This is a genomic window from Martinezella lusitana, from assembly GCF_014207095.1.
Lineage (GTDB): Bacteria > Pseudomonadota > Alphaproteobacteria > Rhizobiales > Rhizobiaceae > Rhizobium > Rhizobium lusitanum_B.
Map to the genome: position 1 here is coordinate 113128 of NZ_JACHBG010000003.1, position 21610 is coordinate 134737.

A 21610-nucleotide genomic window follows, 5' to 3' on the forward strand; every position below is an offset into this window, starting at 1 on the left:
CCTCAACAGTCGTCACCAATTGATTTTGTTTTTTATCTACAATAAACAATTTGGAGTCAACGAGGAAATCACCGCCCGCTGGGGTGGAAGGCGGCAAAGAAGGCCCGGACAAGACTCCTGCAATTGACTGCCATTCGAACATGGTTCAGACAGCGCCGCCAGCAAAGCACGGCGATGCTACGCGAGGGGAAAATGGCTAGACAAAACACGCTCTTCAAGGAGGCCTACAACCGCTATGCGGCCCGCCTGAAGGCCGATACGGAGCTGCCGAGCGAGCCCGAGATTGCGGCCGAACTCGGGGTCAGCCGCAGCACGGCGCGCGCGATCCTGATGCGCCTCAGCGACGCCGGGATCATTCTCTGGAACAAGCGGCAGAAGACCGTACTGCGCCTGCCAAACGAGGCTGATTTCTTTCCGAAGGAAGAGACCGATTCCCTGCACGACATTATCGAGCGCAGCTTCATGATGCGGATCATGTCCGATGAAGCCCAGCCCGGCATGCAGATCAACGAATTGGAACTGGCGCGTGAGATCGGCACCGGCACATCCGTCGTGCGCGAATTCCTCATCCGCTTCAGCCGCTTCGGCCTGATCGAGAAACGGCCGAACAGCCATTGGATCCTCAAGGGCTTCACCAGCGAATTCGCACTTGAGCTTGCTGATGTGCGCGAGATGTTCGAGCTGCATTCTGCCGCAGAATTCGGCCGCCTGCCTCCAAGCCACCGCGCTTGGGAGGATTTGAAGGCGATCGAGCGCGAACATCATGCGCTGCTGAAGGATTTCGATGCGCATTACCGCGACTTCTCACGCCTCGACGAGAAGTTCCACCTGCTCATCCACCGCGCCTCAAGCAATCGTTTCATTGCCGATTTTTACGATGTCATTGCCATCGTGTTCCACTATCACTTCCAGTGGAACAAGGCCTTCGCGCGCGAGCGCAATGCCCGCGCCGTCGCCGAACATCTCGATTATATCGCGGCGTTGCAATCGCGCGACCCGCAACGGATCGACGCCGCCTGCCGTACGCATCTTGCCTCGGCAAGGCAGACGCTGCTGCAATCCATTCCGCAAAGCACGGGAGATAATACTGCCGGCTCAGCCGCTTGACGGGCCGAGCCGGCTGACGGTTCACTTAGCGATCAGATGCACGCGTTGGCTGGCAAAGCGCGGAGATGAGACTTCAAGCTCGACGGCGCCGACCTCGCCCGTTGCCTGTAACCAGAAACCTGTGGTTCCTCCTTGGAAAGCCAGCGTTGCCGGCCCGACGACTTTCGCCGGACCATTGACCTTGACGGTGATGGCTTCATTGAGAAAAGCCAGGCGCGAGCCGGCCTGATCGAGCGCGCGCACAACGACGCGCACCGTATCGCGTTCGCCTGCGCGCAAGGTGTCAGCATCGGCGTCGACTTGAAGCGAGGTCGGCAGCGGATTGGCGACCATATGCTGCTCGACCACCGGCTTGCCGCCGATATAGCCGGTGAAATGCACATCCTCCCACTCCATTCCCCAAACGCCAAGCTCGTCTGGCGTGAAGGACCGGTGATCGAAGACAACGGGCGCATGCGGCAAATGCGGGAACGTCTCCCGGTCTGGCGTCAGCCGCTTGGTAAGCGAACCATAACGCAGCTCGATCTCATCGCAATTCGTCAGAACGATCAGCGGCAGAGCGCCGCCGATGTTGCGCTCGCCCCGCGCCCAGATCGTCACGGGCTTCATGACCACCTCTTCGGATGGCTCACACTGGCTGGCATAGACATAGGCAGCGAACTTCGGTTCGCGGAACATGTCCATCACGCCGTGGTAGCAGATGCGGTCGCCCGAGCCGAAATCGCTATGGGTGTTATAGTCGAACATGCACCAGCCGATAGCGCCAGAGATCGACGGATCGCCATAGGCGGCATTCAGCACTTCCAGATGCCGGCGCACATGCTCGGCCTGGCGCTGCTCCTGATCGTAGATCTTCGTCGGATACATATGGCCGCCGAACTCGGTGATCAGGTAGGGCACATCCCTGGCAAGACCGGTATTTTCCTGCTGCGGCCGGAGCGGCGTGCGCGGCCGGTTGGCGCCGGGCAATTCCTCATTGCCGAGGATGAAATCATTCATCGTGTAGACGTCCTCGAGCAGCTCGCTCTCGGTAATGTAACGCACGCCGCCGGTCTGGCGCGTCGGATCGAGCTCCCGCGCTAACCGGTTCGTTTCGGCATAGAATTCATGAGAATCCTGGGACTCGTTGATGCGCACGCCCCAGATGACGATCGAGGGATGGTTCCAGTCGCGTTCGATCATGCGACGCACATTGCGGATCGATTCCTGCTGCCACTCCTCATCGCCGATATGCTGCCAGCCGGGAATTTCCTCAAAGACGAGCAGGCCGATACGGTCGCAATGGTCGAGGAACCATTTTGACTGAGGATAATGCGAGGTGCGCACGATGTTGCATTTAAGCGTATGCTTCATCAGCTCCGCATCGCGCTTCTGGGCCGAACGGCCCATGGCATAGCCGACATAGGGAAACGCCTGATGGCGGTTGAGCCCACGCAGCTTCAGCACTTTACCGTTCAGGAGAAAGCCCTCGGCGGTAAAGCTTGCCGTGCGGAAACCGAACGTCGCGGCATGACGATCCGTGCCGCGATCACTCGCAAGCTCCACCTCCGCCGAATAGAGGACGGGATTATCGAGATCCCAAAGCGATAGGCCCGAGAGACCATCGAAGCTGAGCGTTACGCTTTCGCCTGATGTGGCCGCCTCGCCCGAAGCAATGGCCTTGCCATCGACGGACCGCAGGGTCACTTTCACATGGCCGTTGAAGGCGAGGCTTTGCGGATTGGAGATATCGCAGCGGACGGTCGCAGATTTACCGTCGGAAAGGACATCAGCGGTTTCGACCTTGATATTGTCGATAAAGACGGGATCCGTGAGCTTCAGCCACACATCGCGGTAGATCCCCGCATAGGTCAGGTAATCGATCCGGCCGCCGAAGGGCGGGATTTCAGGATTCTCGCTCCCATCGATCTTGACGGTGATGAGGTTTTCGCCCTCTCGCAGACGTCCGGTCAGGCGCGCCTCGAACGGCGTGTAACCGTCCTTGTGCGCAACAATCTCCTCGCCGTTCAGATAGACGACGGCATCAGCCATCGCTGCATCAAAAACCAGCGATATCTCGTGACCTGTATAGGCCTCGTCCCAGACGATTGTCTTCTGATAAGTGAAGGCACGCTGATAGGATTTCTCGTCGAAATAGTTGAAGGGCAGCTCGATGGCACTATGCGGCAGCGTGACGGGTTGGCCCTCCTGCAAACGGCCTGCATCGGCCCGGGAAAACCCTTCGCGAAATGTCCAGGATTGGTTGAAGGCAACAACTGAGCGCATATTCAGTCCTATCGATTAAGCCCGTCACATCGGGGGAAGAACACATATTGCATGGAAAATCAGGTGCGAGGCGCGGCTAGCATTGTGCCGCGGGGCGATATCTATACAGGCTCGTCGCCGACACGCAATGCGACCGGTTGGCGGATTACAGTTCTTCGACTTTGAACAACGGCGACGCCGGTCGCCCCGCGGCAGCCTACCGGTTGCGGCTGCCTTTTCCCTCTTCGACAGGGCTGCGCACCGCTGCATACATGCCTGTTGTGCGGAATTCTGTGGGATTGATGCCGTAGATGCGGCGAAACACCTTGGAGAAATAGTTGGCGTCATCGAAACCCGACATGATCGCCACCTCCTTGACCGGAATGAAAGCGGCCTTCGTGAGCAGCTTTGCCGCCCGCTGCATGCGCTGCTGCAGCACGAATTCCGCCGGCGGCACCCCTTCGCTTTCAGCAAAGACGCGGGAGAAATGCGCACGGCTGAGGCCGCTTACCCTGGCAAGCTCGTCGACAGGAAGCGGCTTGTCGAGATTGGCGTCAATGTGGTCGATGACGATCTGCATGGCTGAACGATCGGCGGCAAAGGCATGCGAACCAAAAACGTCGTCATAGAGCGCCATGGCGGCCTCATAGGCGATGGCTGAAGCCGACGCGGGCGTCCTCGCGCCCCTGACCAGCCGCAGACTGCAATCGGCAAGGTGATCGATGGTCGCTTGCTGCAGCTTCAAGACCGGACCTGCCGCAGACAAAATCAGACGATGGATGCGCAACGCTTCCTCGCCGTTCATCGATATCCAGAAATACTCCCAGCGCTCGCCCTTCTCGAGCCAGTAGCGATGATTGTGCGGTACGAGCACAAGTAGCGTATCGCCGGCACTCACACGATGATTGCGACTTTCATAACGCAGTCGCCCGGTGCCGCTGATGGTATGCTGAAGCACGGTAAAAGGCGTCTGGCCGCGGCGGCGCCCATCCCAATCATAGGGCTCGTCCTGCCGGATTTCATAGCCCGCACTGGTCGGCATCGCATGCAGCCGGTGGCGTCCGCGTGGCAGCGAAACCGTCCGCATGACCTGTCCGTTATCGATCAATTCCTGCAGCACAAAATTACCCTTGAAAGCATAATAGTTCTCTGTTCCCTTCGGTGATTATAGGCATAATCCCGCCAGAAAACAGCGCTTGACCGCCGAGGAGGATCGGCGTTTGGAGGAAAAACCACGATTTCGGCCCGTTTCGCAAGCGATGCGGTCATGGGGCGAAAAAGCTGTTATCCCCCTGCCGCTGCCTGTTCGACCGACTTGAAGGTGAGGATCATGAGTTTCAAAATCGCTATTATCGGCGCTGGCAGCGTCGGCTTCACGAAAAAGCTGTTCACCGACATTCTCTGCGTGCCGGAATTCCGCGACGTCGAATTTGCGCTGACTGATGTGAGCGAGCACAATCTGACGATGATCAAGGCGATCCTTGATCGGATCGTCGAGGCAAACAAGCTGCCGACACGCGTGACGGCCACGACGGATCGTCGCAAGGCGCTGGAAGGCGCCCGCTACATCATCAGCTGCGTTCGCGTCGGCGGCCTGGAGGCCTACGCCGAAGATATCCGTATTCCGCTGAAATACGGCATCGACCAATGCGTCGGCGATACGATCTGCGCCGGCGGCATTCTCTATGGTCAGCGCAACATTCCGGTCATCCTCGATTTCTGCAAGGACATCCGCGAGGTCGCCGAGAGCGGCGCCAAATTCCTGAATTATGCCAACCCGATGGCGATGAACACCTGGGCGGCGATCGAATACGGCAAGGTTGACACGATCGGCCTTTGCCATGGCGTCCAGCACGGCGCCGAACAGATTGCCGAAGTGCTCGGTGCCAAGGACAAAAGCGAGCTCGACTATATCTGCTCAGGCATCAACCATCAGACCTGGTTCGTCGATCTGCGCCTCAATGGCCGCAAGATCGGCAAGGATGAGCTGGTCGCTGCCTTCGAAGCACATCCGGTCTTCTCGCAGCAGGAAAAGCTGCGCATCGACGTGCTGAAGCGTTTCGGCGTCTATTCGACCGAGAGCAACGGCCACCTGTCCGAGTACCTGCCCTGGTATCGCAAGCGTCCCGACGAGATCAACAAGTGGATCGACATGTCGGACTGGATCCATGGCGAGACGGGCGGCTATCTGCGTCACTCCACCGAGACGCGCAACTGGTTCGAGACGGAATTCCCGCAGATCCTCGATAGTGCCTCCCAGCCGATCGATCCGGCGCGCCGCTCGAATGAGCATGCGAGCCACATCCTTGAAGCGCTCGAAACCAACCGCGTCTATCGCGGCCATTTCAACGTCAAGAACAATGGCGTCATCACCAATCTGCCCGCCGATGCCATCATCGAATCCCCCGGCTTCGTCGATCGCTTCGGCATCAACATGGTGGCCGGCATCACACTGCCCGAGGCATGTGCCGCCACCTGCATTTCCTCAATCAACGTTCAGCGCATGTCGGTCCATGCCGCCATCAGCGGCGATATCGACCTCTTGAAGCTCGCCGTCCTGCACGACCCGCTGGTCGGCGCCGTCGCCACACCGGAGGAGGTTTGGCAGATGGTCGACGAAATGGTCGTCGCCGAAGCACGTTGGCTGCCGCAATACGCTCATGCAGTGGCAGACGCCAAGGATCGCCTGTCGCGCAGCAAGGTCAAGACGCGCGACTGGAAGGGCGCGGCGAGCCGCAATGTCCGCTCGATCGAGGAGCTGCGCGCGGAAAAGGCCGCTCTGAAGCAGGCGGGTTAGTGAACATGCAGGCCGAAAGATAAGGTGTTGAGGCGGGGTCTTAAGGGGATATTCCGCCTCAACCGACCATCTTTCGTTTCAAGGGAGGAACGCGAGGCCTCGAACGGAACGCTCGCGAATTTGGGAGAGAGAACAAGATGAGACATTTTCGACCGATCGGCCTTCTCGCCGCGTTGACGATTGCCACATCCGCAATCGCGATCACCGCTCATGCGGCCGAGCCGACAGTGCCACCCGTTCCGCCGGTCTTCCCCGCAGAAGGCAAGATCAAATATGTCGAGCGCAGCTCCATCCTGGAGTTCAAGGCGCTGCCGGACTACCACGAACCTTCCTGGGTCACCGACAAGTTCGTCAAGACCGGCAAGCTGCCGGCCGTCAAGGATCGCCTCCCGAAGGAACCGCTTGTCTTTAAGACCGGCAACATGCCCGACGGCATCGGCGTCTATGGTGACACGCTGCGCCATGTCATCGGCGGCCGTCCGGAAGGCTGGAATTACACGGGCGGCCAGAGCCAGGGCTGGGGCGGCATCGACATCGGCCTTTCCGAATGCCTGACGCGCACAGCGCCGCTTTTCCAGGTCGAGGCTAAGGATACCGAGCCGCTGCCGAACCTCGCCAAGAGCTGGGATTGGTCGACGGACGGCCACAAGCTCACCATGCACCTGATCGAAGGCGCGAAGTGGTCCGACGGCGTGCCCTTCAATGCCGACGACCTGATGTTCTACTGGGACGACGAGGTCAACGATCACAACGTCTCGCCCTTGAACGGCGCGAGCCCTGAGACGTTCGGGGCCGGCACGACGCTGAAGAAGATCGACGACTACACCGTCGAATGGACCTTCAAGGATGCGTTTCCGAGGCAGTATCTCTATGCCATGGCCTACGGCACCTTCTGCCCCGGCCCTTCACATATCCTGAAGCCGCAGCACCCGAAATATTCGAAGAACACCTACGAGCAGTTCAAGAATGCCTTCCCGCCGGAATTCATGAACATGCCTGTCATGGGCGCCTGGGTGCCGGTCGAATATCGCTCCGACGACATCATCGTCATGCGCCGCAACCCCTATTACTGGAAGGTCGACGAGAAGGGCAATCAGCTGCCTTACCTCAACGAGCTGCACTATAAGCTCTCGACCTGGGCAGACCGTGACGTGCAAGCCGTTGCCGGCTCGGGGGACTTCTCCAACCTCGAGCAGCCGGAAAACTTCGTTGCCTCGCTGAAGCGCGCCGCGCAGTCCGAAGCGCCGGCCCGTCTCGCTTTCGGCCCTCGTCTCATCGGCTATAATCTGCAGATGAATTTCTCGGCCAACGGCTGGGGTAGTCCGGATGCGCGCGGCCAGGCCGTCAGGGACCTGAACCGCAACGAGCACTTCCGCAAGGCCGTCACCATGGCGCTCGACCGCAAAGCGCTTGGCGAATCTCTGGTCAAGGGGCCGTTCACCGCGATCTATCCGGGCGGGCTGTCGTCCGGCAGCACCTTCTATGATCGCAACTCCACGGTCTATTATCCGTTCGATCTTGCCGCCGCCAAAGCCGAACTGGCGAAGGCCGGCCTCAAGGACACCGATGGCGATGGCATCGTCAATTTTCCGGCCGGCGTCAATGGCGGCAAGGACGTCGAGATTACCCTTCTGGTCAACAGCGGCTATACGACGGACAAGAGTCTCGCCGAAGGCGTGATCGCCCAGTTGGAGAAGCTCGGGCTGCGCGTCGTCATCAACGCCCTCGACGGTAACCAGCGTGACGATGCCAACTATAGCGGCCGCTTCGACTGGATGGTGCGGCGCAACACCACGGAACTCGCTTCCGTCGTGCAGAACACCGAGCAGCTCGCTCCGGTCGGTCCGCGCACGAGCTGGAACCATCGCGCCGGTTCGGACGGCAAAGTCGATCTGATGCCATTCGAAAAGGACATGGTCGATATCGTCAACAAGTTCACGCAGTCGCAGAAAAGCGAAGAGCGTGTCGCCCTGATGAAGCAGTTCCAGAAGGTGTCGACCGAGAACCTCTACAATATCGGCCTGACCGAATATCCGGGTGCGCTGATCATCAACAAGCGCTTCTCCAACGTTCCTCCGGGTACGCCGATCTTCCTGTTCAACTGGGCAGAGGACTCAGTCCTGCGCGAGCGTCTGTGGGTCGCGGCAGACAAGCAGGGCAAATACGAGCTGTTCGCCGACCAGCTTCCGGGTGCCCCGGGCAGCGCCGGTCCGATCAAGTAAGGTCGCACGAGACCCCATGGCGGCCGGCATGATGCCGGCTGCCATGGGACCCGAGACATCCAGCGATCAGCTATCGCCGGGTAAAATGAACCGCTGGCGCACATGCTCCGCAAGGAGCGAGAGTGCCGACAGCATCAAAGAGAAGCGAACCGTCCCGTGTTACGATTCCTGCTCGTTCGCATAGCCTCAGCGATCCCCGTGCTCTTTATCCTGAGCGTGGTGACATTCGCCATCATTCAGGCGCCGCCGGGCGACTATGCCGATTACATCCGCTCGCAATTGATGAACCAGGGCGGCGCGTCCTTCGAACAGGCCGATGCCCAGGCGCAGGCCTATCGAAAGGAACATGGCCTCGATAAGCCGATGATCGTCCAATATTTCAACTGGGTCGGCGGCATCGTCACCAAAGGCGATTTCGGCTACAGCATGGTCTACAACAAGCCGGTTGCCGATGTCGTCGGCGAGCGCCTGCCGCGAACGCTGGCGCTGGCGCTGGTGTGCCACATATTCGCATCCATTCTCGGCATAGGTTTCGGTATCTGGGCAGCGACGCGCCAATATAGCTGGGTCGACAATCTGCTGGCCGGCGTCTCCTTTCTCGGCATGACGGTGCCGCGCTTCCTGATGGCGCTGATCATCGTCTATATCCTTGTCTTCCAGCTCAACGTCTCGGAGATCGGCAGTTTCTTCTCGCCGCAATATGGTGGTGCGCCCTGGTCGTGGGCCAAGTTCGTCGATCTGGTCAAGCATGTCTGGCCGGTCGTTGCGATCGCCACCTTCGGCGGCCTCGCCTACAATATGCGCGTCATGCGCGGCAATCTTCTCGACACGCTGAACGCTCAATATGTCGAAACCGCACGGGCAAAAGGTCTTTCCGGCGGTGCGGTCGTCATGCGCCATGCCGTGCCGAATGCCCTGCATCCGCTGATCATGTATCAGGGCGTCGTGCTTCCCTACATGCTGACCGGTGAAATCGAGACCGCAATCATCTTCTCGCTGCCCACAGTGGGGCCGGCTATCGTCGGCTCCATGGCGGTCGGCGACGTCTATGTCACGGCAACTTTCATGATGGTGCTTTCGGCAACCCTCATCATCGGCAATATCATCGCCGACATGCTGCTTGCCCTGCTCGATCCGCGCGTGCGCCAACAGGGAGGGATCCACTAATGCTCGCCTTCAGCAATTCCCCGCCTGTGCCCGAAGAAACGGTCAAGCACAAAGGCGGTGGCGAAAGCTACATCGCACTGGTCTGGCGCCGCCTGAAGCGGTCCTGGACAGGCATGAGTGGCCTTATCCTCGTCGTGCTGCTGCTGTTAATGGCAGTGTTCGCCGAATTCGTCGCGCCACTTGATCCCAAGGCGACCGACACCGGCTTCGCGCCGCCGCAAGTTATCAGCTTTCACAACAAAGAAGGTAATATCGTCTTCCAGCCCCGCGTCTACGCACTGGTCGAAACCACCGATCTCGATCCCGTCACATTCCAGCCGATCGTCGGTCCAGACTACGATCATCCCCGCCTGCTCGGCTTGTTCGTCAAAGGCGATCCCTACTATTTGTTCGGCCTGATCCCCGGCAATCGGCATCTGTTCGGCACGACCGATGGCGGTCCTGTGCATTTCCTCGGCACCGACAAGTTCGGCCGCGACGTGCTGTCACGCGCCATATACGGCTCTCGCATTTCGCTGATGATCGCTCTCACGGTCGTCGCCATCGTGACGATTGTCGGCACCAGCATCGGCATGATCTCTGGCTATTTCGGCGGCGTGCTCGATACCTGGATCCAGCGCTTTGTCGAGGTCGTTCTCGCCTTCCCGCAAGTGCCGCTTTATCTGGCCTTGACGTCGCTGATCCCCGTGACAGCGCCGACCAACGTCTTTCTTGCCTTCGTCATCATCGTCATGTCTGCGCTCGGCTGGGCGCAGATGTCACGCGAGGTTCGCGGCAAGACACTGGCATTGGCAAGGATCGACTATGTGCGAGCAGCGATGGCGATCGGGGCCACCGACCGGCGCATCATCCTGCAGCACATATTCCCGAACGTCATGAGCCACGTCATCGTCGCCGTGACGCTTGCGATCCCGAGCGTGGTCTTGCTCGAATCCTTCCTGGGTTTCCTGGGCTTTGCCGTCAAGCCGCCGCTGATCTCCTGGGGTCTGATGTTGCAGGATACGTCGACCTACTCGGTCATCGGTTCCTACCCCTGGATTCTGTCGCCCGTCGCCTTCGTCCTCGTCACCGTCTTCGCCTTCAATGCACTCGGCGACGGACTGCGCGACGCGATCGATCCCTATTGAGAGGAGAACGGATATGGCTCTCGCACTCATCAATCCCTTCGCTCCAGACCTTCGCTTCGACGCCGGCGAAAGAGCCGTCGCGCCCGTTATCGATGCCCGCAATATCGCCGTCAAATTCAAGGTCGAGGACGGCATGGTCGATGCCGTCAAGGACATCTCCTTCCAGCTCTATCGCGGCGAGACCATCGCCATCGTTGGCGAGTCTGGCTCGGGAAAGTCGGTGACCGCCCGCACGGTGATGGGGCTTTTGACCAAGCGCGCGGTGGTTTCGGACAAATCCACCGTTCATTATGATGGCAAGAATGTCCTGAAATTCTCGGAGCGAGCGCGCCGACAGCTGCGCGGCGACCGCATCTCGATGATTTTCCAGGAGCCGATGAGCTCGCTCAACCCGATCTATACCATCGGCAGCCAGATCGTCGAGGCGATCCGGGTTCATCGCAAGGTCAGCCGCCGGGACGCCGAGAAACGGGCTCTCGACTTGCTGAAGCAGGTGCAGATCCCCGATCCGGAAGCGCGGCTGAAGCAATATCCGCATCAGCTATCCGGCGGTCAGCGCCAGCGCGTAATGATCGCCATGGCGCTTGCCAACAACCCGGACGTGCTGATCGCCGACGAGCCGACGACGGCGCTCGACGTGACCGTGCAGGCACAGATCCTGAACCTCATCCGCGACCTGCAAAAGCAGCTCGGCATGGCGGTGATCCTCATCACCCACGACCTGACCGTCGTGCGCCAGTTCTCCGACTACGTCTACGTGATGCAGCATGGAGAAATGCGCGAGCACAATACGACAGAAGCCTTGTTTGCTCATCCGCAGCACCCCTACACGAAGCATCTCCTGTCGTCGGAGCCGCGCGGCCGAGCAAAACCACTGCCGCCGAACTGCGATACCGTGCTCGAAGGAAAGTCCGTCAAGGTTGCTTTCATGCTGCGGCATGGAAGCTTCTTTAAGCCGGATATGCGCGAGCTTGTCGCTGTCAATGGCCTGAATCTGGAATTGCGCCGTCATGAAACGCTCGGGCTGGTCGGGGAATCCGGATCCGGCAAGACCACCTTCGGCCAGGCGCTCCTGCGCCTCATCGATGCCGATAGCGGCGAGATTTTCTTCGACGGGCAAGCGATACACGGCAGATCTCGCGCCGAGATGCGGCCTTTGCGGTCCCGTATGCAGATCGTCTTTCAGGATCCGTTCTCGTCGCTCAATCCGCGCATGACCATCGGTCAGATCATTTCCGAGGGACTGGTGGTCAACAATATCGGCGCCAACAAGGCCGAGCGGCTGGAGCGCGTGCAGGACGCACTCGTCAGTGCCGGCATGCCCGCCAATATCCTCTCCCGCTTCCCGCACGAGTTTTCCGGCGGCCAGCGTCAGCGCATCGCAATTGCCCGCGCCATCGCACTCGAGCCGGAATTCATTCTGCTCGACGAGCCGACCTCGGCGCTCGATCTCTCCGTTCAGGCCCAGATCATCGATCTGCTGCGCAAGCTGCAGGACGAGCGCGGCCTGAGCTACCTCTTTATCTCGCACGACCTCAAGGTCGTCCGCGCCCTCTGCCATCGCGTGATCGTCATGCAGCATGGCAAGATCATGGAGGAAGGGCCGGTCGACGACGTTCTATCTCATCCCAAGACCGCCTACACCGAACGCCTCGTCAGAGCGGCGTTCGAGGTAGCTTCATAGCATCCAGGAGATTTTGAAATGACAAGCACTCCCAAGATCACCTTCATCGGTGCCGGCTCGACCGTCTTCATGAAGAACATTATCGGCGACGTCCTGCAGCGCCCGGCGCTTGCCGGAGCCAAGATCGCATTGATGGATATCAATCCGCAGCGACTGGAAGAAAGCGCCATCGTCGCCCGCAAGCTGGCCTCGACGCTCGGCGCGCCAGCGACGGTTGAGACTTTCACCGATCAGCGCAAGGCACTTGATGGCGCCCACTTCGTCGTCGTCGCCTTCCAGATCGGCGGATACGAACCCTGCACCGTGACGGACTTCGAGGTTCCGAAGAAGTATGGTCTGCGCCAGACGATTGCCGACACGCTCGGCGTCGGTGGCATCATGCGCGGCCTACGCACGGTTCCGCATCTGTGGAAGATCTGCGAGGACATGCTCGCCGTCTGCCCGAATGCGATCATGCTGCAATATGTGAACCCGATGGCCATCAACACCTGGGCGATTGGCGAGAAATACCCCACGATCAAGCAGGTCGGTCTTTGCCATTCCGTGCAGGGCACGGCCATGGAACTGGCGCACGATCTCGACATTCCCTATGACGAGATCCGCTATCGCTCGGCCGGTATCAACCACATGGCCTTCTACCTCGCCTTCGAGCATCGCCAGCCGGATGGTTCCTACCGCAACCTCTATCCGGATCTCGTCCGTGCCTACCGAGAAGGACGCGCGCCGAAGCCCGGCTGGAACCCACGCTGCCCGAACAAGGTGCGTTACGAGATGTTGACCCGCCTCGGCTATTTCGTCACCGAAAGCTCCGAGCACTTCGCCGAATACACGCCTTACTTCATCAAGGAAGGTCGCGAAGATCTGATCGAGAAATTCAGCATCCCGCTCGACGAATATCCGAAGCGTTGCATCGAGCAGGTGGCACGCTGGAAGAACCAGGCCGAGGAATATCGCACCGCCGAGAAGATCGAGGTCAAGCAATCGAAGGAATATGCGTCTTCGATCATCAACTCAGTCTGGACCGGCGAACCCTCCGTCATCTATGGCAACGTCCGCAACAATGGCTGCATAACATCATTGCCCAGCAATTGCGCTGCCGAAGTGCCGTGCCTTGTCGATGCATCAGGCATTCAGCCAACCTATATCGGCGACCTGCCACCGCAGCTGACAGCCCTCATCCGCACCAACATCAATGTGCAGGAGCTGACGGTAAAGGCCCTGTTGACGGAAAATCGCGAGCACATCTACCACGCCGCAATGATGGACCCGCATACGGCAGCCGAGCTCGATCTCGACCAGATCTGGTCGCTGGTCGATGAGCTGCTGGCAGCCCATGGCGAATGGCTGCCGGAATGGGCACGCGGCAATCGCAAGGTTCAGGCCGCCTGAAGCCACTCTCTCCCGGCTTGCGGCCCAAAAGGCCTCGCGGTGTTGCCGCGGGGCCTTACGCTTTTGGTCACACGAGGGAAAAGGAAATACGAAACGCAATGAATGACACATCGAAAGACGATGACAAGGCATGATCGACTGCGTTAGAAACACTCGCAGTTTGGAGGAGACGAACGACATGGCCAGCTCGGATACATTCACCACAGGAACATTCGTCGGTCGCATTTGGCGTCCGGATGCTGAAGGCCCTGCCCTCGTCACTGTCCGCGACGGCGCGCTCCATGACATCACCTCGAAACAAGCGCCGACCATGCGCGATCTTGTCGAGATGGACGATCCGGTTGCGTTTGTCCGCGCTCAGAAAGGCGAAGCGGTCGGTAGCCTCGATACTCTTCTCGCAGCCAAACCTGATCGCTCGGCAATCCATCTTCTCGCGCCGATCGATCTTCAGGCGATCAAGGCTTGCGGCGTGACCTTCGCCCGCTCGATGCTTGAACGCGTCATCGAGGAGCGCGCGGCCGGTAATCCCGATCTCGCCGAAGCGATCCGCGGTAAGGTGACCGCGCTGATCGGCGACAGCCTGCGCAACCTCAAGGCCGGCTCGCCTGAGGCCGCCAAGGTCAAAGCGGCACTGATCGAAGAAGGTGTCTGGTCGCAATATCTCGAAGTCGGCATCGGGCCTGATGCGGAGGTCTTCTCCAAATCGCAGGTTATGTCCTCAATGGGACCAGGCGCGGATGTCGGCTTGCACCCGATCTCGAAATGGAACAATCCGGAGCCGGAAATCGTCCTGGCAGTCGATAGTCAGGGGCGGGTCAGAGGCGCGACGCTTGGCAATGACGTCAACCTGCGCGATGTCGAGGGACGCTCTGCCCTGCTGCTCGGCAAGGCCAAGGACAACAATGCTTCCTGCTCGATCGGCCCCTTCATCCGTCTGTTCGATGAGACTTACGGTCTAGACGACGTCCGCAATGCCGATCTCGACTTGAAGGTCGAAGGCGAGGACGGCTATGTGCTGCATGGCCGCTCGTCGATGAAGGAAATCAGCCGCGATCCCCTCGATCTCGTCGCGCAAACCATCGGCCGCCACCACCAATATCCCGATGGTCTCGTGCTGTTCATGGGAACGCTTTTCGCGCCGGTGGAAGATCGCGACACCCCTGGTCAGGGCTTCACCCACAAGGTCGGTGACATCGTCACCATCTCCAACGACAGGCTCGGCGCGTTGCAAAACCGCGTGCTGTTGTCGACCGAATGCCTACCATGGACTTTCGGCACTTCGCACCTGATGCGCAATCTCGCGCGGCGCGGATTGATTTGAGGCGCGAGCTATCAAGTGCGAGACTGAAGCGATAGCAGTTTCGTCGCCAATTGCTTGGCATCGATGGATGCAAGATTGCCACCGGCAAAGAACGGGTCGCGCGAGACGTCGCGCCCGACCCAGGGCGGGAGTATGAAGGTTTCGAGCGCAACGGCCGACTCCAGCTCCAGCTCGCCTAAAACCAAGCCGGCAAGATGATCTTCGAAGACATCAATGCAGAATGCGGAGGGAATGACGTTGTATCGCTTCTTCCGCAAGCCTTTAGCGGGCAGCGCTGAGAACAGATCATGTTCCTGCGCCGTCAGGTAAATATTGACGATTGCGAGCGGCTCGCCGCTCTCGCTCGGGTACTTTTTGCAGAGCTTGTATTGCGTCTCCCGATCCTGGCCGGTGATCTTGCGCAGGCGTAGTCTCGTGCCATCGAGATAGAGATCTTCGATCAGTCGAAATCTCTTGTCGGAAAGATCGGGAATATCGCCGAGTAGAAATCGCCGCTCAAATTCGGGCTTCGCATATTTCGGAATTGAGTGCGCCATCTCGCAATGAGGCGCCTGCTGCTCAAAGGCACAAGCGCCCAACCTCTTGGTATCAATGCGTGGACATCGGCTGCGACTGGCTCAAACGGCTGCGAACAGCCGTAAGCTCTGAGGTCGTATGGTTCAGACGATCGGCGAGAACGCGCATGATCTCGACCGCCATTTCCGGGAAGTCGCTGAGCAATTTCAGGAAGTGTTCCTTGCTGATCTTCAGCGCCTCCAGCCGAGAGGTCGCTTTCACTGTCGCTGTACGGGAAACGTCGCAAAGAATGGCGATTTCACCAACGATGGAGTTGAGATCGACCTCGGCAACCTTGATCTCGCCGGCGGGGCTGTCGACGAGAATATCAGCGGTTCCTGAAAGAACAACATAAGCGGCATCGCCTTGATCGCCCTGATGAAACAGGGTTTGTCCAGCATTGTAGCTGACGCGATCCGACGTAAACGCCAACAATTTCAACTTCGCCGGTGCGATGCGCGAAAAAATCGGCACCCGCTTCAGCATTTCAACTTCATCTTTCAGAAGCATGAGCTTCAACCCCCCAGTGTTCGGCCCCAGACGCCACTGTCGAGATAGGATATTACGATAACAGTTCTTTGAACATACCGTTTTTCTCTAAAAGGTCGGTCGTTGAACCGCTTTCGACAAGGTTGCCGTGATCGAACACCAACACGCGGTCGAACAATTCGGCAAAACTGGGATTGGACAGGACCCAGATGACAGCCGGTGAATAGCCCGCGCTATCGAGATCCCCCAATATGGCTCTGGCAATCTGATCCTGAACACGATGATCAAGCGCCGGCAGCGGGCGATTGCAGATGATATAGTCCGCGCGCTTCAAAAGCGCACGGCCGAGATTGAGCTTCTGCCGTTGCACGTTCGTCAGGCGCTTGCCGCCCGACCCGACGTCGAAATCCAGGCCGATCGACAGAACACCATCATGCATGCCGAGACGCGCGAAGACGTCGAACATGATCTGATGGATGCGCTCGGGGGCATTAGCCTGCTGATGCGCGATACGCCCGAACAGAACATTGTCCATCAGGGTCGCCGATGCCGTGAAGCGCTCGGGATCGTAACGCTCGATCACGCTGGCAAGATCGGCGGGAATGTTCTCATAGAATTTCGCACGCGCCTGCACGATCTTCTCCATGAGCATCTGCGTCAGGAGACCGAAACGGTGGCGGGGCTCGATGTAGGAAAAGCTCAACCGGATAATCGCCGATCTCTCGTCGTCGGTTGCCGCCTCGTAGCCCTTGCCATTCAGCTTCTGCAACAGCGCCTCATAGGTCGGAATATCTTCCGCCGTCATGAAGGTCAGTTGCTGGAAGAACGGATGATCCGGCGGCAAGTCTGTGAAGAGTTCGACGGCGTTTTCCGCAATCTCCAGGCCCATGTCATAGAGATCGGAGATCAGCCCGGTTTCTGCGAACAGTTGCCGGAAATATGGATGTGCGGCCAGCTTGCGGTTGGTCATCTGCGGCCGCTTCAGGGTGCCGAACAGCAGATTTTCGCCGACGGTCGCCTGCAGATTATAGGCGTCGAACTGGAAGGGAACGACGAGGTCCTCGAGCTTTTCTTCCTGCAGCCGCTCCCGCAGCGCCTGTCGCAATTCCACAATGCGTGACGTCAGATCCTGGTGTGATGCGGTGTCGACATTCGAGCGCAACGCCATGTCGAAAATATCTTGAGACATCGCCACGGCATCGAGAACAGGGCGGATCACCGAATAGATATCTTCCGGGCCGCTCGCTCCCGCAGCGGCATAGTCGACCCAGTCGCCATTGAGATCGAGTTCCGGATTGGCAGCTCGCCGCGCCTCGTTCATTTGCCACTTGGCTTTGGTCGCCTCCTCCTCACTATAGGCGGGGGGAATAAGTGGCGCGTGCTTGAGGCCATAGAGCAGATTGCTGCGCAACGTACCGTGGAAGAAGAAGGTCTCGGATGAGGCATAGGCGATCCGCCGCCCGGTCAGCGACTCCGGCAGCTCCAATATGTCACGTCCATCAATCGAAACACGGCCGCTGTCCGGCCAGACCAGCCGGCCGAAGGCTTCAGCCAGATATTCGCCACCGGCACCGCTGTCGCCGACGATCGCAACCTTTTCCCCGGGCTGGATTTCGACGGATACGTGGTCGAGTACACGCGCGCCGCTGTCGTCGACGACGGTCACATTGGTCGCGAGAAGCGAATGGGTAATGCGGCCGGCCGGCGCTGGCGAGACAACCTGGATCTTCGGGTCGATCAGATTGTCGACGCTGAATTGCTCGACAACCTGATTATATTTCACCTGTACATCCTGGCGCGACTGATCCCAGTCGATCAGTTCCTTGAGAGGACCGGGCAGATCCTTGTAGGCATTGATGACGGCAACGAGCTGACCAATATCCAGCCGACCCTGCAGGGCCAGGAAGCCGCCGACCAGATAGAACAGGAACGGCGTGACCTGCGCGAGGAAGTTGTTGATGAACTTCACCATGAACTTCCATTGGTAAAGATCATAGCGGATCGAAAAGATCAGCCCCAGGCGTTGCGCGATATCCGCGCGCTCCAGGTTCGTCGTGTCGTTCGCATGGATCGTGCCGATCCCGTCGACGATCTCGCCGACGCGCCCGGAAAGCTCGCGCGCCGTCAGCTGTCGCTGGCGACCGAGCTCCAAAAGGCGCTTGCGCATGCGCGGAATGACGATCGCCTGCACTGCGACGATGGCTGCGGCAATCATGCCCAGCCAGAAATTCTGCATGATGATGAAGACGAGGGCCGTCACCGCCTGGCCACCCAGGAGCGCTGGCTGAACGAAGGCATCGCCGGTGAAACCGCCCATCGGCTCCACCTCGTCCTTGATCATCGTTGCAATCTCGGCAGGCTTCACCCGCTTGAAATGCGCCGGCGGGAACCGCAGCACCCGATCAATCAGCTCGAAACGGATGCGGCGCAGCATGCGTTCGCCAAGCCGGCCCTTGTAGGTGTTGATATAGAGCTTGAAGAGGCCGTTGAGCACGACAAGGGCCAGAAACACCAGGCTCAGCGCCACCAGCATCCACATGCGGGTAAGCTGGAATCCGTGGAACACTTCGATATGACCGATCAACGGTACGTCGAAGGCAATGTGCATGAAGGTCTGCGTGTCGCCTGGATGCTCGAAGCCCTTACCCTGAATGGGTCCATTGACGATCTGCTTCGGCAGGTCGAACGACAGGAAGTACGGAATCATCGAAGCGGCGACAACAAGCAGTATCCAAATCTGCTCCAGTCGGGTATTCGACCAAATGTAACGCGCTAGGCTTTTTTCCATCGCTTATTGCAGGCTTTCAGATTCAATCGCCCAGCGCCGGCGAGATGCCGGCACCGATGTTACAGAAATGCAGGATGAGCTTGTTGCGGATGCGTGGCCCCATTGTGAAAAGGGACGCTGCCCGGTCTTTCGTCCACGCTCCCCCCGATTCATCGATTTTTCGATTTATATCACAAGATTGCAGGAATCCAGGAACATAAAACGGCAGGATATATCGATCATTGCGCCATCTCGGCGCTCACGCGATCTGGCGAATGATAGCCGAGGTCCTGGCCGCGCCACCGAGGTCGATATCAGCGCTGCCAGGCTTGGGCCGCGACAAGGCGGTCTCGACCGCCCTGACCAGCAGATCCGTGGTCAGTCCGGCCTCGGGTAGCGCCTGCGCAAGACCAAGCTTCTCAAGCCGCTCGGCCCTCACGGACTGCTCGGTCTCCCCGCCGGCGGTGAACGGCACCAGAATGGCGCGGCAGCCTGTGACAAGGAGATCGCCAACCGTGTTGTAACCGGCTTGGGAAATCGACAGCTCCGCCCCTCTCAGCAATGAAGGGAAATCCTTGCGGAAGCGCACGATTTCGACATTACCAGGTGCATCCTTGGTCAAATCCGCAAAATCCTGTTCCGGCAGGTTCGGGCCGGTGACGAGCAGCCAGCGATGCGAGGTCGCCACTCGGCTCGCCGCCTCAAGCGAGGCGCGGATAAGATCACGGCCGACGGCGCCGCCGCCAGCGGAAACGACAATATCGAAGGTCTCGACAGGCTCGGGAGGCAGCGCAGGTGCCACAAGCCCGGTGTAGACGATCTTATCGGCGATAGAACCGGTCAGAGGGAATGTCTCTTCCAGCCGGATGAAGTGGGGATCCCCGTGGACGAGAACGCCATCGAAATGATCGCGCAGCAGCCCTACCGTCTCCTCGTCGCGTCCCGGCTTCTTCTGCTGCTGCAGGATATCGCGCACCGACGAATAAAGCCGGGGCTTCGGATCAGCCTTGGCAACCGCGTCCAGCAAGGGCAGCAGCTCAAAACGCATCTGCCGGCGCCCGAAGGGAAATGCTTCTATGACGACGACGTCCGGCGCTGCGTGCCGAAACGCCTCAAGCAGACGCTCGCGGCGCTGTGTTAGGAACGCTTCATCGACTGGATTGCCGGATTGATCGGCGAGCCCGGAAAAACCGGAACTGCTGGCGACCACCGCCGGCAGCGTAACCGAGGTCACATCGCTACCTGGAAAGCCACTCACCGGGATGCCGCCGGTAACGACAGTTACCTGGCAGCCGTCCGCGGTCATGGCGCTAGCAATGCGGCTGGCTCTTGCAAGATGGCCAATTCCGAGCAGATGCTGAACATAGAAGAATATACGCAAGGGACGGATGTCTGCTGACGTCATGCGGATTTCCGCCATTGGTCTTCCTTCTGCCACTGCTCTTCGAACAGCCGCGTCAATTGCCGAATGCTGGCGTGATGATCGAAATGCTCGCGCACCCGCCTTTCCGCCGCATCTCCAAGCTTGTGGCGCAGCATCGGATTGCGGATCGCTGATTCCAGCCCTGCCGCAAGCGCCTGGGGGGCCTCCGGGGGAACGACGAGACCGTTCTCTCCATCTTCGAGCAGCTCTGGAACGCCCGAAATATTGGTGGAGATGCACACGAGACACTGGCTGGAAGCCTCGACGAGCACGTTCGGCAGGCCGTCCCTATCGCCATCTGCGGCAACGCGGCAGGCGAGTGCAAAAATATCCGCCTGACGGTAATGCGCCAGCACCTCTTCCTGCGCCAAGGCACCCTTCCAGGCGATGCGGCCGGCAATGCCGAGTGTTTCGGCAAGCGCCTTCAACTTTGCGAGTCCGTCGCCACCGCCAATATGGGTGAAACGCCAATGGAGATCACCTGGCAGCAGAGCCAGCGCCCTCAACAATACGTCATACCCTTTCTTCTCCACAGCGCGGCCGACGCTGAGGATAAAAACGGGGTCGGCCGCATCCATACCGTCACGATTGGAATGCTCGCCCGCGAAGGGGCCGAAGCGATCGAGATCGAGGCCATGATAGCTCAGATACACGTTGTCACGCATGTCGGTCAGATCGCGCATATGCTCGAAACCGCTGCGCGTGCAAGTGACTGCCCAACGGGCGCGGCCGAGCTTTTCCGAAAGCTCCCAGTCGGGTGAGGTCCAGATATCCTTGGCATGCGCCGAGCAGGTCCAGGGTACGCCGGTCATTATGCTGGCATAGGCGGTCACGGAGGCCGGCGTATGGATGAAGTGCGCGTGTAGCCATTCACCGCCGTCGGGCCATTCATGCGCCAGCACCAGGGCCTGGCCGAAACGGCGAACGCGGTTCGGAGTAACATCCCGCTTCAAATCGGCCCAGAATTGCTTCACGAGCGGCCAGAAGCCGGGCTTGCCAATGCTGGCAAAGAAAGCGCGCAGAACTCTCAGCGGTTCGTTGTGCAGATACTCAGGCAGATAGACCACGCGCGCCTTGATCTCGTCGTGAACCGGATGGCGCTTCTTGTCCGTCGGCTTTCGCATCGAAATCAGCGTCAGATCAAATCCGGCCCTTTCCAGGCCGAGCAGCTCTTGCGCGATAAAGGTTTCCGACAGGCGGGGATAGCCCTTGAGGACTACCAGTATTTTCTTTCGCATCAAAAGGTCTCGATGATCCCAGGCATTTCCGCTTTCAACGGAGCCGCGGCAATACTCTATCTCGTTGTCTTCACGCAATT

At 59.3% G+C, this 21610-nt stretch carries 15 protein-coding genes; 8 read left to right on the forward strand and 7 right to left on the reverse strand.

Going from position 1 to position 21610, the window contains the following annotated elements:
- The first annotated feature begins 192 nt into the window (after positions 1-192).
- Positions 193-1107 carry a GntR family transcriptional regulator gene (locus GGD46_RS08675; protein WP_184703347.1) on the forward strand — a complete coding sequence of 305 codons (915 nt, stop codon included), beginning with the start codon at positions 193-195 and terminating at the stop codon, positions 1105-1107.
- 21 nt (positions 1108-1128) lie between these two features.
- On the opposite strand, the gene GGD46_RS08680 is transcribed toward GGD46_RS08675, so the two are convergent.
- Both GGD46_RS08680 and GGD46_RS08685 read right to left on the reverse strand, forming a co-directional pair.
- Positions 1129-3372, reverse strand: coding sequence for a glycoside hydrolase family 2 protein (locus GGD46_RS08680; protein WP_184703348.1), 2244 nt, complete (start codon positions 3370-3372; stop codon positions 1129-1131).
- 196 nt (positions 3373-3568) lie between these two features.
- The gene (locus GGD46_RS08685; RefSeq protein WP_184703349.1) at positions 3569-4471 is read right to left on the reverse strand and encodes an AraC family transcriptional regulator; all 903 of its coding nucleotides are present in this window, start codon (positions 4469-4471) and stop codon (positions 3569-3571) included.
- 210 nt (positions 4472-4681) lie between these two features.
- On the opposite strand from GGD46_RS08685, the gene GGD46_RS08690 reads away from it, so the two are divergent.
- The 7 genes from GGD46_RS08690 to GGD46_RS08720 all read left to right on the forward strand — a co-directional run bounded on the left by GGD46_RS08690 (position 4682) and on the right by GGD46_RS08720 (position 15058).
- Entirely contained in the window at positions 4682-6148 is a 1467-nt protein-coding gene (locus GGD46_RS08690) for an alpha-glucosidase/alpha-galactosidase (protein ID WP_184703350.1), read from the forward strand.
- A gap of 137 nt (positions 6149-6285) precedes the next feature.
- Positions 6286-8370, forward strand: coding sequence for an ABC transporter substrate-binding protein (locus tag GGD46_RS08695; protein ID WP_184703351.1), 2085 nt, complete (start codon positions 6286-6288; stop codon positions 8368-8370).
- Positions 8371-8526: 156 nt separating this feature from the next.
- Positions 8527-9537: an ABC transporter permease gene (locus tag GGD46_RS08700; RefSeq protein WP_184703352.1), complete on the forward strand. Its 1011-nt coding sequence runs from the start codon at positions 8527-8529 to the stop codon at positions 9535-9537.
- Complete coding sequence (locus GGD46_RS08705; RefSeq protein ID WP_184703353.1) at positions 9537-10664, forward strand: ABC transporter permease; 1128 nt, start codon at positions 9537-9539, stop codon at positions 10662-10664. The genes GGD46_RS08700 and GGD46_RS08705 overlap by 1 nt, the downstream gene beginning before the upstream one ends.
- Positions 10665-10677: 13 nt before the next feature.
- Positions 10678-12348, forward strand: a complete 1671-nt coding sequence (locus GGD46_RS08710; RefSeq protein ID WP_184703354.1) for an ABC transporter ATP-binding protein — start codon at positions 10678-10680, stop codon at positions 12346-12348.
- Positions 12349-12366: 18 nt separating this feature from the next.
- Positions 12367-13737 carry an alpha-glucosidase/alpha-galactosidase gene (locus GGD46_RS08715; RefSeq protein WP_184703355.1) on the forward strand — a complete coding sequence of 457 codons (1371 nt, stop codon included), beginning with the start codon at positions 12367-12369 and terminating at the stop codon, positions 13735-13737.
- 178 nt (positions 13738-13915) lie between these two features.
- Entirely contained in the window at positions 13916-15058 is a 1143-nt protein-coding gene (locus tag GGD46_RS08720; RefSeq protein ID WP_184703356.1) for a fumarylacetoacetate hydrolase family protein, read from the forward strand.
- A gap of 11 nt (positions 15059-15069) precedes the next feature.
- Here the strand turns inward: GGD46_RS08720 and GGD46_RS08725 are convergent, their stop codons facing one another.
- The 5 genes from GGD46_RS08725 to GGD46_RS08745 form a co-directional block, all read right to left on the reverse strand.
- Entirely contained in the window at positions 15070-15594 is a 525-nt protein-coding gene (locus GGD46_RS08725) for a hypothetical protein (protein WP_184703357.1), read from the reverse strand.
- Positions 15595-15646: 52 nt separating this feature from the next.
- Positions 15647-16123 carry a cyclic nucleotide-binding domain-containing protein gene (locus tag GGD46_RS08730; protein ID WP_184703358.1) on the reverse strand — a complete coding sequence of 159 codons (477 nt, stop codon included), beginning with the start codon at positions 16121-16123 and terminating at the stop codon, positions 15647-15649.
- Between the two features lie 52 nt (positions 16124-16175).
- The gene (locus tag GGD46_RS08735) at positions 16176-18890 is read right to left on the reverse strand and encodes an ABC transporter ATP-binding protein (RefSeq protein ID WP_184703359.1); all 2715 of its coding nucleotides are present in this window, start codon (positions 18888-18890) and stop codon (positions 16176-16178) included.
- A gap of 238 nt (positions 18891-19128) precedes the next feature.
- Positions 19129-20274 carry a glycosyltransferase family protein gene (locus tag GGD46_RS08740; protein WP_246806244.1) on the reverse strand — a complete coding sequence of 382 codons (1146 nt, stop codon included), beginning with the start codon at positions 20272-20274 and terminating at the stop codon, positions 19129-19131.
- Positions 20271-21530, reverse strand: coding sequence for a glycosyltransferase family 4 protein (locus GGD46_RS08745; protein ID WP_184703361.1), 1260 nt, complete (start codon positions 21528-21530; stop codon positions 20271-20273). Before GGD46_RS08745 ends, GGD46_RS08740 begins: the two co-directional genes overlap by 4 nt.
- Positions 21531-21610: the final 80 nt, after the last annotated feature.

Coding starts and splice junctions, on each gene's coding strand:
- GGD46_RS08710 (WP_184703354.1), top strand. CDS start 10,678: ATGGCTCTCGCACTCATCAATCCCTTCGCTCCAGACCTTCGCTTCGAC.
- GGD46_RS08725 (WP_184703357.1), bottom strand. CDS start 15,594: ATGGCGCACTCAATTCCGAAATATGCGAAGCCCGAATTTGAGCGGCGA.
- GGD46_RS08695 (WP_184703351.1), top strand. CDS start 6,286: ATGAGACATTTTCGACCGATCGGCCTTCTCGCCGCGTTGACGATTGCC.
- GGD46_RS08680 (WP_184703348.1), bottom strand. CDS start 3,372: ATGCGCTCAGTTGTTGCCTTCAACCAATCCTGGACATTTCGCGAAGGG.
- GGD46_RS08730 (WP_184703358.1), bottom strand. CDS start 16,123: ATGCTTCTGAAAGATGAAGTTGAAATGCTGAAGCGGGTGCCGATTTTT.
- GGD46_RS08690 (WP_184703350.1), top strand. CDS start 4,682: ATGAGTTTCAAAATCGCTATTATCGGCGCTGGCAGCGTCGGCTTCACG.
- GGD46_RS08735 (WP_184703359.1), bottom strand. CDS start 18,890: ATGGAAAAAAGCCTAGCGCGTTACATTTGGTCGAATACCCGACTGGAG.
- GGD46_RS08745 (WP_184703361.1), bottom strand. CDS start 21,530: ATGCGAAAGAAAATACTGGTAGTCCTCAAGGGCTATCCCCGCCTGTCG.
- GGD46_RS08705 (WP_184703353.1), top strand. CDS start 9,537: ATGCTCGCCTTCAGCAATTCCCCGCCTGTGCCCGAAGAAACGGTCAAG.
- GGD46_RS08740 (WP_246806244.1), bottom strand. CDS start 20,274: ATGACGTCAGCAGACATCCGTCCCTTGCGTATATTCTTCTATGTTCAG.
- GGD46_RS08720 (WP_184703356.1), top strand. CDS start 13,916: ATGGCCAGCTCGGATACATTCACCACAGGAACATTCGTCGGTCGCATT.
- GGD46_RS08715 (WP_184703355.1), top strand. CDS start 12,367: ATGACAAGCACTCCCAAGATCACCTTCATCGGTGCCGGCTCGACCGTC.
- GGD46_RS08675 (WP_184703347.1), top strand. CDS start 193: ATGGCTAGACAAAACACGCTCTTCAAGGAGGCCTACAACCGCTATGCG.